Raw genomic sequence first — 16457 nt, 5'->3', positions numbered from 1 at the left:
TTATGGACCATCTCGTATTTGAAGTCGGTACGGCATTAGTTCTTGTGGCCATTGCGAGTGTCATCGCCAATAAAATTAAATTCTCGATCATCCCCTTCCTGATCATTTTAGGAATGCTCGTCGGGCCGCACGCGCCCCAAGCGGGCATCATTGACCTGACGTTTATCGAAAGCCGGGAAGTGATTGAATTTTTCGGGCGGATGGGCGTCCTGTTCCTCCTCTTTTACCTCGGGCTTGAATTCTCGGTCGGAAAATTAGTCAAATCCGGACGTTCAATCGCCGCCGGCGGAACGATTTATATTCTGATTAATTTCAGTTTAGGGCTGATCTACGGCTTTATTACGGGCTTTTCCTTTTTGGAAGTGCTTGTATTGGCGGGCGTCATCACGATATCATCAAGCGCCATTGTCGCAAAGGTGCTTGTCGACTTAAAGCGCACGGCCAATCCGGAAACAGAGCTGATTCTCGGCATCATTATGTTTGAGGATATCTTTCTGGCGGTTTACTTATCCGTCGTTTCCGGGCTTGTTCTGGGAGACGCGACGTCTGTCGGAGGCGCGCTGATGTCAATCGTGATCGCTTTCGGATATATGCTGCTGTTTTTCATTGCCGCTCGAAAATTGCCGCCTCTGCTGAACAAGCTGCTTGATATCCGTTCAAACGAGGTATTTGTCATCGTCATTTTCGCCGCGCTCTTTTTCATTGCCGGCTTTTCCGAAACGATTCATGTCGCTGAAGCGATCGGCGCGCTCTTGCTCGGACTCGTGTTTTCGGAGACGGCCCATTCTGACAGGATTGAGCACCTTGTCGTGCCGTTCCGTGACTTTTTCGGGGCCATGTTTTTCTTCAGCTTCGGTCTCAGCATTGATCCGTTTTCACTCGGAGATGCGGTATGGCTCGCCCTCGGCGCCGTTCTGCTGACGATTGCCGGAAACTTTATCGCCGGCATGATCGCCGGGCGCCGGGCGGGGCTTTCTCATAAAGCATCGTCCAATATCGGGCTGACCATTGTGTCCCGCGGCGAATTCTCCATTATCGTCGCAAATCTCGGCATCGCCGGCGGCCTGTCCGCTTCACTTAAACCTTTCGCCGCCTTATATGTTCTGATACTGGCCATCTTCGGCCCTTTGCTCACGAAAGAATCGAAGCGGATATATCTCCTGTTGAACAGCGTGTTCAAATGGAAGACGCCTGAAAAGAAGCCGCAGAAATCATAAAAAAAAGCTGACCTCTTCATAAGAGGTCAGTTTTTTTGAGCAGGAAGAAATTGCTGAAAAGCCGTTTTTTTATTAATGGAGAAATGCTCTTTTCCCAGAATGGTATTGATGATTTTTTGATTTCTGTAAACAGACAGCTTCAAATTCGTAGCGCCCGTTCCGTGAGCATGATCAAGATTCGTTAATGTGAAAAAATGATGCCGCCTGTCGTCCTTAAAGACAAGACGGGAATCTGCCGTCACTTTAAACCGTTTCTCATCCTCCCATTCGATATCAGGGGCAATTGCCGTAAACCATTCCGGAATATGAGGTTTAAAACCGGTCGCCAATATCACTTTTTCTGAATCGGCCGTAAAGGTTTCATCCATCTGCCATTGATGAAAGCTCAGTACGCAGCGCCCGTTTTGCTTTTCAATTTTTTCAAGCTCCGCCATCGGCTGAATATACACGTCAGGCGAACCTCCGCTGATCGATCTGTGATACAGGGCATCGTAAATGGCGGCAAGTGTGTCAGAATCAATGCCGTGGCGCAGTCCGTCCAGCTCAGGGAGTGTGTTCAGCCGTTCTTTAAAAGGCAGGCGGTTAAAATATTCCACATAATCAGGTGTAAACATTTCCTGCCCGAGCTTGGCGGTTTCCAATTCTCGAAATCCGGCGGAGCGTGTCACCCATTGCAGCCGGCTGCGGCGGTATTGTTCATCGTGCAATAAGTCAGAAAAGATCTCCGCGGCGCTCTGTCCGGAGCCGACCACTGTAATTGATTCGGCGCCGGCGAGCTCGTCTTTCCGAAACAAATATTCCGTGCTGACCATCGTGTCCTGACGCGCTTCGTCAGCAATCTCTGCGGGAATAAGCGGCTCAGACCCCGTCCCCATGACGAAATGCTTCGTTTGATAGACACTGATGCTTCCGTCCTCAATGTTCTTGACGCTGACGTCATAATGTCCGCCGGCATTTTTCACACCGATTACCTCTGAGCCGAAACGGCATGATTTGATTTCTGAAGCCGCCCAGCTCAAATAGTCGTTAAATTCCCGTCTCGGAATATCAAATTCATTAAACGTATAAAACCGGTACAGCCGGTCATGTTCATGGAGAAAGTTTAAAAACGTGTAGCGGCTTTTCGGATCGGCGAGCGTGACCAGGTCCGCCAGAAACGCCACCTGTAAATCCGTCCCTTTAATTAATAGACCGGGATGCCACGCAAATTCTTTCTTTTTATCGAAAAAAAGAGCGTCTGTTCCGGGTATATCCTCTAACAATGCGGCAAGCCCTAAATTAAACGGCCCGATTCCCGCTCCTATGACATCATACATAATTACACCTCTTACGAATAACAGTCTGATGGTCTTTTCCCGTTTTTGCAGACGGTTAAACATAAAAAAAACGGCACGCTGATTCCGTGCCGTTTTTGATATTATAATGCAGATTTGACGAACATCTCATCTAAGTATTTGATTTTCTCTTCTGTATAATGCTCGAATCGGTCATTATATGATTTCGGATCTTTCGGATTGGCGAAGTGCGTGATTTTTCCGGTTTCCGGATGAATGAATTTGCTTGCCGCGCCGCAGCCGATACCGATAATCGTCTGCACTTCTTCCATAATCATAATGTTGTAGATGCTTTCCTGACCAGGGAAGGAGTAGCCGACATTTTCAAGGTTTCCGAGAATGTTTTTCTGCCGGTACAAGTAGTACGGCGTATAGCCGTGCTCTTTTGTCCAGCGGACGGCGTCATCCATCATGCGGGACACTTCCTGTCTGTCGGCAACTTTATACTTATGCTTGTTTCTCGTCATTTCTGACGCCCGTTTAAAAGAAAGCGTATGAACGGTCAAAGATTCAGGCATCAGCTTTTCCGTTTCCTCAAGACTGTGCCTGAACTCAGCCGTCCCTTCTCCCGGCAGGCCGATGATCAGGTCCATGTTGATGTTATTCATGCCGTGTTTGCGGGAAAGATGATATTTTTCGATGGTTTCTTCAACTGTATGGTGTCTGCCGATGGCCTTAAGCGTTTCGTTTTCATAAGATTGCGGGTTAATGCTGATTCTGTCAATCTTATACTTATTTAAAACGGCCAGCTTTTCCTCCGTAATCGTGTCGGGACGGCCCGCTTCAACGGTAATCTCCCTGATATTCGCGACATCCGGGAAAGAGCGGACCATTTCTTCATATAAAAGATCCATTTCCTCAGCGGTAATGCTTGTCGGCGTGCCGCCGCCGAAATAAATGGTCGTCACTTTGATATCATGCCGCTTCAGCCATTCTCCGATTTTCTGCATTTCATAGTGAAGCCCCCATAAAAAGGAGCCGACTCTTCCCGCCTGTCCTTGAATGGCATAAGCCGGAAACGTGCAGTAGGCGCATTTTGTCGGGCAGAACGGGATGCCGATATATATGCTGACTTCATCTTTGACCCGGTACAGATCGGGAACCGCAGCGAGCTGACGGTCGACGATCTCCTGCATCAGATTGATTTTTTCATCATGGATCAGATAATCTTTTTTCAGATCGGCGTGCGCCTCTTCTTTTGTCAGGCCGCTCTGCAGCTTTTTATGAAGAAGTTTAGTAGGCCTGATGCCGGTTAAGATGCCCCATTTTTGTGTCATGCCCGTATGCGATTGAAGAAGATTTAAGTAGACGTACGACAGCGTGTTTTTCACCTGTTTAAATACTTCTTTTTCGCTCCATCCGGCAAGAAGCGGTTTCGTATGATGTTCCTTTTCGCCGGTTCCTTTGATTTCTCCGGATACCGACACGCTGTCTGCATCTTGAGAAATGGCAAGTGAGATGACGAGATCAGAGGGCTCCTCCGTTTCGCCGTACGCAAGAACACACTCTTCAAAAAACAAATTCGCGATGTTTTGCAGCGGACGATGCAGCCTGTCATCCGTGATGCCGTCTATTTTTATTTGCAATGTGATCACCTTATTTTTCAGATTCAAAACTTTCTTTAGTGTACAGAAAGAACAGGCTAAAATCAATCCGCGAAAAAGCCGCAGACCGGCGGTTCGCGTCTGCGGCTCTGATTACGGCCGTTTCATATGGAACTTATCGAGAAAGCCTTTGCGGTGCTGCATGCGGAAATATTCCTTAATCATATAGGCGACTCCCTGTTCATCATTTGACCTTGTCACCCAGTCCGCTTTTCTTTTTAATTCATTTGAGGCATTCCCCATCGCGACGCCGAGACCGGCCAGCTCGATCATCGGCAGATCATCTTCCTGATGGCCGATAGCCACAACCTCTTCCATTGAAAGCCCGAGATCAGCGGCGACCATCGAAAGTCCGCTTTCTTTTGAAACCCCTTTAGGCACGATGTTCAGTTTTTCTCCGTTGACGCGGATCACATCGACGGCCGGGAATGCTTTCATTATCGTATCCGTTATATCAGCCTGCAGGCCATCTTCGGCATGCACTTCAATGACGGGCGCTGAAACCGGCTCATCAAGGAGCAGGTCACTTAATGATTCGACAAACTGCACCGGATAAAAAATCGGGTCAGACGGATGAATCATCGTTTTCCCGACCAGATTGGAGTTCACTTTCTTCTTGTTTCCGATCGAATATTTTTCGTGAAGAAGCCGGATATTGCATGGATAGCTTTCCAGCACCTGAACAATATTAAACGTGTGATCTTCTGATATTTTCTTTTCAAAAAACGGCTCATCTATTTTTTCAGAAATGTATGCGCCGCTGTGGGTAATCAATTTCGCATTCAGCTTTAATATTTTCGCCACTTTTTGAGCGGAGCGAAAATGGCGGTTTGTGACCAGTGTGACGTAAATTCCTTTTTTCTTGACGTATTCGATGGCATCCTTTGTCGTCTGATGAAGTTTGCCGTTGGAGCGAAGAAGCGCTCCGTCTATATTTAACGCCAGCATTTGTTTTGACACAGAGAAGTCCCCCTCCTTGATGACTGTACTTGTCATTAGGATATGACCCTGTCTCTTTGTTTAGAACAACCTTTTCTCCGCAGCAAAAAAGCCTGCCTCAAGCAGACTTTGAACTGTCGTTTTGTTGGGATACGATCGATTTGCTGCCTTCTCCCCAATGTGTATTTCTATTTACGAAATATATCAGGAACCCCTTATTTGACCGTTGATGCGCTCGTTTCACTTACTCTCTGTTGCTACCCCTTAACATACCAGGCAGTATAGGCGACCGTATCCTTAGATCATCTGTAAGTGTAGGCGCTTTCAGAGTTATTATCTCAATTATATTATTAAAAAACAAGGGTTTTTTTAACTAAAAAAATCAGAGGAAATATCTATGCTGAATGTATGATAAAGTTGAAAGGGAACATACATTCTCATATAATAAAAGAAAAAAAGCGGTGACTGTCATGTCTCTATTAAAAGATATTTATAACGAAGAATTTGCAGAAGCACTTCTGAACAGAATCAAATCGGCGTATCCGGCTTTTGAGCGGGACAAGTGCCGGGCGCTGATGTTTCAGGAAGATTGGCCCGGACTGACGTTAAAACAGCGGATGCGCCGGATCACAGACTCTTTATATGAAACACTGCCGAAGGATTACATACGGGCGCTTGACGTCTTATATGAGACAGCTCCCCGCTTCTCAGGGCTCGCCGGGATTATTTTTCCCGATTATGTCCAACAGTACGGAACGGATCACTGGGACGAATCAATGAAGGCGCTTCAGTATTTCACTCGTTTTTCCACTTCCGAATTTGCGGTCCGCCCGTATATCAGGCTTGACCGGGAGCGGATGTTCAAAGAGTTCCTTTCCTGGACGGAGCATCCGGACGAACATGTCAGAAGGCTTGCCAGCGAAGGCTCAAGACCGCGCCTGCCGTGGGGAATCTCCATTCCGGCTCTTCTTGACGATCCTTCCCCGATTCTCCCTGTTCTGGACCGCTTGATGCAGGATGACTCGTTATATGTCAGAAAAAGCGTGGCGAATAACCTGAATGACATCTCCAAAACACATCCGGATCTTCTGGTACAGATCGCAGCCGAGCGGTTCGGAAGCTGTCCGCACACGGACTGGATTTTGAAGCACGCCTGCAGGACACTGTTAAAAAGAGGAGACAAACAGGCACTTGCGGTTTTCGGGTTTGAAGACGCCACCCGGATTTCATTGGAACGTTTTACACTGAATTCGGAAACGGCCGCCATCGGAACAAGCATACATTTTTCTTTTCAGATCCGCTCATCCGCCCGGCAAAAAGTCAGGGTTGAATACGCGATTGATTTTGTAAAGAAAAGGGGGCACCGCAGCCGCAAGGTGTTTAAGATGTCGGAGTCCGCCATGGATAACGGAGACGTAAAAGCCTTCAGCAAACATCATTCCCTTAAAGATTTAACCACCCGCAAGCATTATCGGGGAATTCACACTCTGTCTGTCATCATTAACGGAACGGTAAAAGGTTCGCTTGATTTTTCTGTTGAATAAAAAAACCCCTCCATTTCATAGATGGAGGGGTGTGGAGCTTATTCCGGGCTGCCGTAAAGCTCTTCAAGAGGTTTCATAATGATTTTGTTTAACTCGCCGATCAGCATGCTCATGCGCTGTTCCGCTTCCATCAGCTGAGAAATCAATTCATGCTGCTGTACGAGAGCAACCGTTTTTTGTGCCTGCTCTACCTCTTCCTGAGTGATTTCTTCACCTGACATCTGTTTCTGCTGAAGCTGCAGCTGTACATTGCGGAAGTTATCAAACATGCGTTTTGCGGATTCATCTGCGTTTACTTGATCATAAAGCCCTCTCAGACGGCTGTATTCATCACTGTTTCGCAAAGCTTTTTCAAGATCATATGCTGCATCATAAAAATGAACTGCCATAATAACCGCTCCTTTCTTCCTTTCGGACATACCACTCCACTATAACAGACTGCGGAGCGACTTTCATCATCGGCGTATGTTTTCCTTAGAAAAGAATGACAAACAAAGCCTGAATTGCTCCGATTATCCCGCCGAGCAGACCGCCTAAATACGTTATCATCTTAAATTCTCTCTTGGAAATCGACAGCACCATTTCCTCCAGCCGTTCAACGGGAAACTGATCAACCTGCTCTTTGACCACTTCCTCAAGACGCAGCCGTTTCAGCACATCCTCCAAATGAGCGGCAATACTGCCGAGTGCCGCATCAAGCAGCTTCGGCGCGTACGTTCCCGTAATCTCCCCTTCATAACGGGAGATGATGTCACCGAGCCGGCATTCGAAAAAGGGCGCGGTTTGAAGTGCGGCCAAAGCCCGCTTTTTCATGCTGAACAGCAGATCTTTCGCATTCCACTTTTCATCGGCCTCATAAAGTGTATAAGATTTGAGCTTGCCCCATTCTTGAGAAAGCAGATCAGCCAGAAGCTTTTTCGTTTCCTCATTGCGCAAAAACTTTAACAGCTCAGGCAGCACACGGTCTGCCAAGCTTGAATTGCCGAGGAACATCTGCACCATGCTGCCGAGCATCCCCCGGGAATTCAAAAAGTCGTCAATCATATTTCCGAGCCTTTCTTTCCCTTCTTCGCTCTCAAAATAATCAATGCTCCGCTTCAGAATATAATCTGCGGCCAGCGGGACTTTTTCATCCAGCTTTTCCTGAAGCTCATCAGGAAGCCAGTCTTTTATGGCGCGGTGCTCATATTTCCGGTACAGTTCCGAAAGCTTTTCATCGGTAAAACGGTCAATCCAGGCATCCGTCTTTTCCTGCGGATTCCCGATGCCCGCGGCGGCCAAAGCTTCGTGCACCGTCATCTCGGAAGCGGCCATTTTTTGCGTGAATTGTTCGGCGAAAAGAAGCGCCTGGTTTTTAACGGTATCTGATAAAAGCCGCTTTTTTATTCCTTCCGGGGTTAAAAGGTGGTTCGTCACCATGAGCCCCATTTGTTTTGCCAATTCATCCCGTCTTTTCGGGATCAGCCCCGGCGTAAACGGAACCCGTTTTCCGAACAGGTAATACGGCCGGTACGGACGAAATAACATCTGAATGGCAAGATGATTCGTCACCGCACCGATCGCGGCTCCGATCACAATCATAAATAGAAACGTTCCTGCTATGCCCATTCCTTTTCTTCTGCCTCCATCTTATGTTCTATTTTCTTGATGATATATCTATTCGTATTATAGAGGCTGGCGGGCATGCGGGCAAATGAAGAACCTGAATTGTTGTTTGTGAGGAATAAGGCAAGATGCTGTTTCGTACTCTTTACAGTAGATCATCTTTTATGATGCGCTTAGCATATTTATTGGATGGAAGGGCCGTTCCATCAGCGGCTTTTTGAATAAAGGGGGAGTAATAATATGACAACACTCGGTTTTATGTCTGTATCCCGCCGGCACGAAGAAGATTACGCCGGGGAATTGGCTGAAAGAGCGCCTCAATATAATGTGCGCTTAGCCCGCTTTACACCGTTTGATATATTTCCGGATTCTTTGCGCGTGAAAGCGCTCGTCTATCACCCGCAAAGCGGAAAGTGGAACGAAACGGAAATCGATATTCCCGAATATATTTACGACCGCTGTTTTTACGGAAAATCCGCTGAAGCGCAAAAAGCCAAACCGATCGTCGAATGGCTGAAAAAATATCCGAAAACGGAATTTATCGGCCGGGGGCTTCCTGATAAATGGACGATCACGGATGCGCTCCAAAAGCATCATCTGATCAGTCCCTATATTCCTGAAACGGCCGAAGTCAGCCGCTATGAACAGGTGCAATCATACTTAGCCAAGGAAAAAGCATGTATACTTAAGCCCGCTTTCGGCGCGGGAGGCAGAGGCATCATCCTGCTTGAAACAGGCAAAAAATCAATTACGGCCACTTACTATATCGGAAAAAACAAACAAACAAAATCATTTTCCAATCACGTGTCTTTTAAGTCTTGGTGCAAAAAAGTGCTGCAGCACCGCTATTTGCTTCAATCCTACTTAAATATCCAGGATAAAGAGCGGCATCCGTGCGACATCCGCATTTTCATGCGTAAAACTGAGTCAGGCGTTTGGGAAACGGTCGGAAAAGCGGTCAGAAGGGGCTATCAGAACGGTCTTTTATCTCATTTGCCCGGAGGATCAGAACCGATTAAGTTTGACACATGGTTTGAGGAAATTCCGAGAAAGCAGCAGGCCGTTTTATTGGATGATGTCTTTTCGATCACCCAATCCGTCCCTTATTTCCTTGACGAACGGTTCGGGCCGCTGTTTGAGCTGGGGCTCGATATTTGTTATGCCAAAGACGGACGCATCTGGCTTTTGGATGTCAACTCAAAGCCGGGACGAAAAGCTATTTTAAGCGTGGCTCCGGAGGCGAAAGAGGATTTGTATACGAGTCCGCTGAGACGCTTCCGTGAGCTTCAGTCACAGGAAAGCCGGAAAGGGGTATTACCGCGTGAATCATAAAGGGATGATTGTCGGCATCGATAAAAAAAGCAAAAATACGCTGTTTCTCCCCTCCTCCATGAAACGGGAAGGGCTTTTATCCGCTGCCTTCGGGACCAAGGTTGTCAAATGCCGTGTAGCCTTTTCTCAATCACTTGAAAAAAGCGCGCTCCTTTCTGAAGATTTGTTTGAGGAGCTGTTGATACCGCATAAAAGCCGGGCTGACTTTCTCATACACGGCCAGACGGTGCACATCGGACCGCTGATCGGCGTTTTCACAGCTGGGTTCACATCATCGCCGTCCCGCCCGTTAAGAGACCGTACAGCCTTCTTTTCCAAGATGCTCTCTCTTCATGAACAGGCGAACGGATATTGTTTCGTTTTCGGGGCCCATCAGATCAACTGGGAAGAAGGCACCGTCCAAGCGCTGATTTATAAAGAAAACAGCTGGAAACGGACGGCCGTCCCGCTTCCGAATGTCGTATATGACAGGCTCCCGAGCCGAAAAACGGAAGAAGTTCCGCTTTTACAGCAGACAAAACAGAGGCTGATGAATGACTATCAGATTCCGTGGTTTAATCCGCAATTCTTTAATAAATGGGACATTCATAAGCTTCTGGAAAAAAACAGTCTCACCGCTTCACTTCTGCCAAAATCTGTCCTGCACCCGAATGCGGAAGCGTTAGAGACGTTATGCAGCACATTTGGCACCGTCTATATCAAACCTGCAGACGGTGCACTCGGAACGGGGATTTACAAGGTGGAAAAAACAGATGCCGGCTTATCTGTCAAACACACGAATGAGGAAAAAACGGTGGTGACGGCAGAGTATTCAGATGCGGCATCCTTCATGACAGCATTTAAAGAAAACAATGACCCGTCCGCATTTTTAATTCAGCAAGGCATTGACCTGATCCGGCTGGATGGGCGCCCCGTCGATTTCAGGGTGCACACGAATAAAAACGCCGAGGGGAAATGGACAGTGACGGCCATTGCGGCAAAAATTTCCGGTGAAAACAGCATCACGACGCATCTGGCAACCGGTGGAGAAGTCAGGACGTTAGCTGAATTATACGGCGATCCGCGCGAGAGAGTCGGCATGATGCGGAAACTTTCAAAAGCCGCCTTGGCGGTCAGCCGCGTGTTAAATGAGCACATTGAAGGTTTTATCGGCGAAATCGGTTTTGACCTCGGCGTCGATCATTCAGGGAAAGTTTGGATGTTTGAAGCCAATTCCCGCCCCGGGCGCAGCATTTTTTCCCATCCGAAGCTGAGATCGGTCGATTACCTGACAAAACGGAGAAATTTTGAATACGCGTCGTATTTATCAGAACGGTCCATCACCGCCCCGGAAAAACTTTGGCGGTGAGGCTGTCTTTTTTTGGTTTACCCGGGACAGGCAATGAACGATGAGCTACAATGAACAAGATCAACATTTCCCATAAGGAGCGTGAACGTCATGATTTCGCACTTCAGCTGGAAACCGTTATTCAAAAAAGAGAAACTGCCCGGATGGCGGATTTCATTTTACTGGCAGGGTACGCATTATGAAGGGATTTACCATAAGTCCGGAGACATTGAATGGGGACACACACATCCGGGAAAAGAAGAGCCGGCTCTCGTAAAAGAGCTGCATGAATTAATGCTTTATCACATATATGACTGAAAGCTAAAAGCTCAGCCGCACCAGGCTGGGCTTTTCTTTTTTCCTTCCGCTATTTACCACACCGTTTTCCGAATGAGATGCCGTTTGATTCACCATAATACGTAGTACAAAGCGGCAAACAGCATTGGGTGAAGCCGAGCTGGCAATGGTTTTCATTCCGAAAACCATCGGCTGGTGCAATTCCAGCAAACCCAACCATACTACTTAATAAAGGAGATCATACAAATGGCAAACAACAACTCTTCAAACCAACTATTAGTACCCGGCGCTGCTCAAGCAATCGACCAAATGAAATACGAAATTGCTTCTGAGTTCGGCGTAAACCTTGGCGGAGAAACAACTTCTCGTGCAAACGGTTCTGTCGGAGGAGAAATCACTAAACGTCTAGTATCTTTCGCACAGCAGAACATGGGCGGCCAAGGCGTACAATAACAACTCAATAAATGGCTTACAGAAGGCGCGGGATACCGCGTCTTCTTTTATGCCGTCACCCTTTTTTCCTATTCCACATACCCTAGGAAAAAAGGAGGGAAAACATGTCATTCATTGCCTCAGTCAATTGGGAGCTGTTTCAGTTCGTAAGTGTTTCTTTGGTCAATGAATATGTTGCCCACCATTTCCCGTTTATTCACAGGTATTCTTTTCCCCGCTGCTTTGAATGATATAATGAGCGGCGAGGAGGTTTTTTACATGAACATCGCTTTACTCGGAGCAACGGGAAGAGTCGGACAGGCTTTTATAAAAGAAGCGCAGAAACATGGACACATGGAGATATTCGCTCTTGTCAGATCAGCCGGTACAGTCCTTCCCATTCCTGAAAAACAAATCATAACAGGGAATGCGAGGCGGCGGGAAGATGTAAGCCGATTGATTTCCAAAGCGGACACAGTCGTGAGCTGTCTCGGCACGGACGGTGACGATACCCTTTCAGCCGCTATAACCCATATAATAGACAGCATGAAACGGCATCGTGTTCAGCGTCTGATTACGATCGGCACCGCGGGTATCCTTCAATCACGGCTTATGCCTGATCAATACCGTTTTGAATCGGCAGAATCAAAACGAAAATCAACAAGAGCCGCAAAGGAACACGCCCGCGTATACGAGATGCTGCTGGCAGAGGATCTTGACTGGACGATCATCTGTCCCACCTACCTTCCTGACGGAGATGCTGCCGGAGTTTACCGGTTCGAACAGGATCGCCTTCCTGAAGACGGCGCTGAAATCACCGTCGGAGACACGGCGCATTTTCTGTACCGTGAGCTGATCAGCCCTCAGTTTGTCAGAAAACGGGTGGGACTGGCTTACTGAATGAAAAAAAGGGCGAACCTTTAGATTCACCCTTTCCGATTACACCGCGGACTTCGCCGTTCCTTTCTGCAATTCATACATTTGGCGGTACTGCCCCTTTTGCGCCATTAATTCGTCATGGCTTCCCTTTTCAATGATGCGGCCCTTTTCCAGCACGAGAATCTGGTCGGCGTGTCTGATCGTGGAAAGCCGATGGGCGATAATAAATGTCGTGCGCCCTTCTTGAACCACTTGCAGCGCTTTTTGAATGACTGCTTCTGTTTCGGTGTCAATGTGCGCCGTCGCCTCATCCAAAATTAAAATGGCCGGATCGAACACAAGCGCTCTTGCAAAAGAAATCAGCTGACGCTGGCCTGAGGACAGGGTGCCGCCTTTTTCGGTGACGGGCTCTCTGATGCCCTTCGGCAAAGATTGCAGAAGACTTGCGGCACCGACTTGGCGAAGCGCTTCTTCCGCCTGCTCCAGAGAAATACGCTGATCATCGAGCGTCACATTGGAGCCGATCGTGCCCGAGAAAAGATACGGGTCTTGCAGCACAATGCCCATATGCGACCTCAGCTCCTGCCTTGACATGCCGTATATGCTCTGACCATCCAGCAGAATATCCCCTTTTTGAGCATCATAAAAACGGAACAGAAGATTCAGGATGGAGCTTTTGCCGGACCCCGTATGGCCGACGAGGGCGACCGTCTCCCCTTTTTCAGCTGTAAAGCTGATGTGTTTCAGCACCTCTTCTCCCTTTCGATATCCAAAAGAAACATCGCGGAATTCCACAGTTCCTTTCGCCTTTCTGTCTGCGGGAGCGCCTTCTTCTTCCGTTTCCTCCTCCTGTAAAAGCTCGAATACCCTGGCGGCAGAGACACGGGCCAATTCAAGCTTTGAAAATTGGTTGACAATCCCCGTAACCGGCTGGAACAAACGGTTTAAATAATCAACAAATGCATATAAAACACCGATTGAAACAATTCCGGCCGCACTCAGACTCGCGCCCCCGAAATACCAGATCAGCCCGACAAACGCCAGATTGCGCAACACATTGACAAGACTGTGGGACATGAGGGAATTTAAGGACAGCATTTTGTTTTTGTAGCGGAAATGAGCTTCATTCAATTCTTCAAATTCCTTCATCGTTTCCTTCTCTCGGCGGAACGCCTGAATAATCGGCATCCCTTGAATGGACTCGTTCATTTTCGCATTGATGTCACTGTTAATGGAACGGATTTTTTGGTTGAAGACGGATGCGTATTTGCGGTAGACAACCGACCAGATCATTAAAATCGGAATAATCAGCAGGCAAACGGCGGCCAGCCTGACGTCAAGCATAAACAGCGCCGTAAAAATGCCGAGCATATAAACGCCGCTTGTGATAAATGTCGACAGCACCGTTACATATAAATCCCTGACCGCTTCTGTGTCATTCGTAATGCGGGCCACGACTTTTCCGGCAGGCAGATTATCAAAGTAGCGGATCGGCATTTTCTGAATGTGTGAAAATACATCCTGCCTCATGCGCTGTATGATCCGGTTCGCTCCCATCTGCAGCAGATAATGCTGGCCGTAATGAAAACATACGGAAAACATGAGCAGTCCCGCGTAAATGGCGGTCAGCGTCAGCAATCCTTTTATTTCCGGACGGTAAAATTGAAAAATCTCCTGTCTTGATAACGTAATGGCGGGATATGACCTGCTTTCTTTACCGTTTGATATCGTCAGCCGGCCGTCAGACACCGAACGGTTTCCGTCAAAACTGACGGGACGGTCAACAAAATAGTAGCCCGCACCGACTTGATAAATGTGCGCCTCTCCGGTTTTGTCCGCCCCCGGTTTGAGCCGGTCCTCCCTGACATAATCATGCCCCCGGAACCTGACGGCGCCCGGATCGTCCGCAGAGGCTTTAACCCATGTTTTTTCAATGCCGAGAATGTGGTCGTCAATCATTTTTTTTCCGATAAACGGGCCGGTCAGCTCAGTGCCGACCGCAATAATGAGCAGGACGACCGCCCATATCAGCAGCTTCTTATATTGAAGCGCGTAATTCCATAATCTTCTTCCGGTCTTCATGCGCCCGTCCCCCCTTCTTCAAGAGAGGACAGCTGCTGCCTCTCATATTGTTTTCGATACCAGCCGTTCTGCGCCAATAGCTCCCGGTGCGTGCCTCTTTCAGACACCCGGCCTTCATCCATGACGAGAATGAGATCTGCGTGTTCAACTGCCGAGAGCCGGTGGGTGGTGATAATCGTTGTTTTATGCCGCCGTTTTTTACGGATGCTGTCAATGATGGCGGCTTCCGTTTTCGCGTCTACGGCAGAAAGCGAATCATCTAATATGAGAATGTCAGGATCAGTCAAAAGCGCTCTCGCAATTGAGATGCGCTGCTTTTGTCCGCCAGAGAGCGCTACGCCCTTCTCGCCGACAAGCGTCTCAAGCCCGTCGGAAAGCATACCGATATCGTTTTCAAAATGCGCATCTTTCAGCGCGCTGCCGATTTCCTCTTCGTTTGCATCCTGCCGTCCGTAAAGCAGATTCTCTTTTACAGTCTTTGAAAATAAAATATGATCCTGCGGCACATAGCCGATCCACCCGCGGAGCTCCTCGAGCGGAATCTCCTGAATCGGTACGCCTGTAAACGTGATTGCACCCGCCCCGGGCGGATATTCACGCAACAGCTGCTTAATGATCGTCGTCTTTCCGCTTCCCGTCTTCCCGACGATGCCGAGTGTCTGCCCTTTTTCAACGGAAAAAGATACATCAGAAACCGCCGGTCCCGCTCCGCTCGGATACGTGAAAGTCACTTGTTCAAAAACAAGACGCCCGGGCTCCTTGATGCCGGCGGGGTGCTTTGGTGCCGTCACGTCAGGCTCATAGGAAAGCGTCTCATTCACACGATCCAAGGAAGCATTTCCGCGCTGCATGATATTGATTAATTCTCCGATCGCAAACATCGGCCAGATCATCATTCCGAGGTACACGTTAAACGATACCAGCTCTCCCAGCGTCAGCCGGTTTTGAAAAACGAGATAAGCGCCGTAGCCGAGACCGATGAGATAGCTGAGGCCGACGAGAAGTTTCACAGTCGGTTCAAAAAGTGAATCGATAAACGCCACCTTCATATTTTTCTCATATACATCCGCCGTCATATCACCGAACCGGCTGACATCATTTTTTTCCTGTACGAAAGCCCGGATGACCCGGACGCCGGATACCGACTCCAGCACCTTGTCATTTAATGATCCGAAAGCATCCTGCGCTTCCGTAAACCGCTCATGGATCTTTTTTCCGTACAGGCTGACCGCAGCCGCCATTATCGGCAGCGGAATAATCGCGGCAAATGTCAGCTTCCAGCTGATGAGAAGCCCCATTGTCAAAAATATCGTCAGCATATACATCGTCGAATCAACGAGCGTTAAGACCCCGAAGCCCGTCGTCATACTGACGGCCTGCAAGTCATTTGTCCCCCGCGCCATTAAATCGCCCGTTCTGTATTTCTCGTAAAACGGCGGTGACATTTGAAGAAGCCTTCCCATCAGCTTTGAACGGAGAATCTTCTCCATGACATTCGCCCCGCCGAAAAGCTGATACATCCAAAAATAAGACAGTAAATAGACGGCTGCCGTTAATGCGAGAAAAACACATATGTAAAACAGCATCCCGCTTTTTGTAAACACGCCCGCCTTCATATCGTCTATCGCGTTACCGAGAAGTTTAGGCGGAAACATTTCAATGACATTCACAATCAATAACAGAACAATCGCTGTCGTATAGCGCAGCCAATAGGCTTTAAAAAACCACGCGAGCTTTTTTAATACAGTAAACAAATACCGTCATCCCCTTTCATCAATCAGCCGCCCTCAAGCTTTTCCGGATTGTTTTTCATTGTTTTCGCTAATACCGCCACATGCATCACACCTGTCTTTCTTTCATTTTTT

The 16457-nt window shown here is 48.0% G+C and carries 15 protein-coding genes; 8 read left to right on the top strand and 7 right to left on the bottom strand.

The annotated features are described in order from the left end of the window. Positions 1–2 precede the first annotated feature (2 nt). On the top strand, positions 3–1217 hold the full coding sequence (locus tag G4O42_RS04980) for a cation:proton antiporter (RefSeq protein ID WP_003155266.1): 1215 nt from the start codon (positions 3–5) through the stop codon (positions 1215–1217). Positions 1218–1243: 26 nt separating this feature from the next. Here the strand turns inward: G4O42_RS04980 and G4O42_RS04975 are convergent, their stop codons facing one another. The 3 genes from G4O42_RS04975 to G4O42_RS04965 all read right to left on the bottom strand — a co-directional run bounded on the left by G4O42_RS04975 (position 1244) and on the right by G4O42_RS04965 (position 5115). Then, entirely contained in the window at positions 1244–2533 is a 1290-nt protein-coding gene (locus G4O42_RS04975) for a lysine N(6)-hydroxylase/L-ornithine N(5)-oxygenase family protein (RefSeq protein WP_015417143.1), read from the bottom strand. Between the two features lie 101 nt (positions 2534–2634). Next, the gene (locus G4O42_RS04970; RefSeq protein WP_007409236.1) at positions 2635–4137 is read right to left on the bottom strand and encodes a coproporphyrinogen III oxidase; all 1503 of its coding nucleotides are present in this window, start codon (positions 4135–4137) and stop codon (positions 2635–2637) included. A 111-nt stretch (positions 4138–4248) separates the two neighbouring features. Then, entirely contained in the window at positions 4249–5115 is an 867-nt protein-coding gene (locus tag G4O42_RS04965) for a Cof-type HAD-IIB family hydrolase (RefSeq protein WP_007409237.1), read from the bottom strand. 383 nt (positions 5116–5498) lie between these two features. Between G4O42_RS04965 and G4O42_RS04960 the strand changes: the two genes are divergently transcribed. Further along, positions 5499–6638: a DNA alkylation repair protein gene (locus tag G4O42_RS04960; RefSeq protein WP_079891128.1), complete on the top strand. Its 1140-nt coding sequence runs from the start codon at positions 5499–5501 to the stop codon at positions 6636–6638. Positions 6639–6676: 38 nt separating this feature from the next. Here G4O42_RS04960 and G4O42_RS04955 read toward each other — a convergent pair whose 3' ends face one another. Beyond that, positions 6677–7027, bottom strand: a complete 351-nt coding sequence (locus tag G4O42_RS04955; protein WP_014720937.1) for a YlbF/YmcA family competence regulator — start codon at positions 7025–7027, stop codon at positions 6677–6679. Positions 7028–7112: 85 nt separating this feature from the next. Next, entirely contained in the window at positions 7113–8246 is a 1134-nt protein-coding gene (locus G4O42_RS04950) for a DUF445 domain-containing protein (protein ID WP_032874319.1), read from the bottom strand. 237 nt (positions 8247–8483) lie between these two features. Between G4O42_RS04950 and G4O42_RS04945 the strand changes: the two genes are divergently transcribed. The 6 genes from G4O42_RS04945 (at position 8484) to G4O42_RS04925 (ending at position 12531) form a co-directional block, all read left to right on the top strand. Next, positions 8484–9575 carry a YheC/YheD family endospore coat-associated protein gene (locus G4O42_RS04945; RefSeq protein ID WP_025284495.1) on the top strand — a complete coding sequence of 364 codons (1092 nt, stop codon included), beginning with the start codon at positions 8484–8486 and terminating at the stop codon, positions 9573–9575. Next, positions 9565–10923, top strand: coding sequence for a YheC/YheD family endospore coat-associated protein (locus tag G4O42_RS04940; RefSeq protein ID WP_032874317.1), 1359 nt, complete (start codon positions 9565–9567; stop codon positions 10921–10923). Before G4O42_RS04945 ends, G4O42_RS04940 begins: the two co-directional genes overlap by 11 nt. Positions 10924–11004: 81 nt before the next feature. Beyond that, positions 11005–11220, top strand: coding sequence for a YheE family protein (locus tag G4O42_RS04935; RefSeq protein ID WP_012117190.1), 216 nt, complete (start codon positions 11005–11007; stop codon positions 11218–11220). A 225-nt stretch (positions 11221–11445) separates the two neighbouring features. Continuing rightward, the gene (locus G4O42_RS04930; RefSeq protein ID WP_003155280.1) at positions 11446–11652 is read left to right on the top strand and encodes an alpha/beta-type small acid-soluble spore protein; all 207 of its coding nucleotides are present in this window, start codon (positions 11446–11448) and stop codon (positions 11650–11652) included. A 104-nt stretch (positions 11653–11756) separates the two neighbouring features. After that, positions 11757–11882, top strand: coding sequence for a hypothetical protein (locus tag G4O42_RS19925; RefSeq protein ID WP_007610363.1), 126 nt, complete (start codon positions 11757–11759; stop codon positions 11880–11882). A gap of 28 nt (positions 11883–11910) precedes the next feature. Continuing rightward, positions 11911–12531 carry an NAD(P)-dependent oxidoreductase gene (locus G4O42_RS04925; RefSeq protein ID WP_032874314.1) on the top strand — a complete coding sequence of 207 codons (621 nt, stop codon included), beginning with the start codon at positions 11911–11913 and terminating at the stop codon, positions 12529–12531. A gap of 39 nt (positions 12532–12570) precedes the next feature. On the opposite strand, the gene bmrD is transcribed toward G4O42_RS04925, so the two are convergent. Both bmrD and bmrC read right to left on the bottom strand, forming a co-directional pair. Continuing rightward, positions 12571–14592 carry a multidrug resistance ABC transporter ATP-binding protein/permease BmrD gene (bmrD, locus tag G4O42_RS04920; RefSeq protein WP_032874312.1) on the bottom strand — a complete coding sequence of 674 codons (2022 nt, stop codon included), beginning with the start codon at positions 14590–14592 and terminating at the stop codon, positions 12571–12573. Beyond that, entirely contained in the window at positions 14589–16346 is a 1758-nt protein-coding gene (bmrC, locus tag G4O42_RS04915; RefSeq protein ID WP_032874311.1) for a multidrug ABC transporter ATP-binding protein BmrC, read from the bottom strand. The genes bmrD and bmrC overlap by 4 nt, the downstream gene beginning before the upstream one ends. Positions 16347–16457: the final 111 nt, after the last annotated feature.

This window comes from Bacillus sp. LUNF1, from assembly GCF_011008975.1.
GTDB classification, from domain to species: Bacteria; Bacillota; Bacilli; order Bacillales; family Bacillaceae; genus Bacillus; species Bacillus velezensis.
Note: the sequence above shows the minus strand (reverse complement) of the source record. Positions and strands in the feature narration are given on the sequence as shown.

Coding starts and splice junctions, on each gene's coding strand:
- G4O42_RS04980 (WP_003155266.1), top strand. CDS start 3: ATGGACCATCTCGTATTTGAAGTCGGTACGGCATTAGTTCTTGTGGCC.
- G4O42_RS04975 (WP_015417143.1), bottom strand. CDS start 2,533: ATGTATGATGTCATAGGAGCGGGAATCGGGCCGTTTAATTTAGGGCTT.
- G4O42_RS04960 (WP_079891128.1), top strand. CDS start 5,499: ATGTATGATAAAGTTGAAAGGGAACATACATTCTCATATAATAAAAGA.
- G4O42_RS04955 (WP_014720937.1), bottom strand. CDS start 7,027: ATGGCAGTTCATTTTTATGATGCAGCATATGATCTTGAAAAAGCTTTG.
- G4O42_RS04950 (WP_032874319.1), bottom strand. CDS start 8,246: ATGGGCATAGCAGGAACGTTTCTATTTATGATTGTGATCGGAGCCGCG.
- G4O42_RS04945 (WP_025284495.1), top strand. CDS start 8,484: ATGACAACACTCGGTTTTATGTCTGTATCCCGCCGGCACGAAGAAGAT.
- G4O42_RS04930 (WP_003155280.1), top strand. CDS start 11,446: ATGGCAAACAACAACTCTTCAAACCAACTATTAGTACCCGGCGCTGCT.
- G4O42_RS19925 (WP_007610363.1), top strand. CDS start 11,757: ATGTCATTCATTGCCTCAGTCAATTGGGAGCTGTTTCAGTTCGTAAGT.
- G4O42_RS04925 (WP_032874314.1), top strand. CDS start 11,911: ATGAACATCGCTTTACTCGGAGCAACGGGAAGAGTCGGACAGGCTTTT.
- bmrD (WP_032874312.1), bottom strand. CDS start 14,592: ATGAAGACCGGAAGAAGATTATGGAATTACGCGCTTCAATATAAGAAG.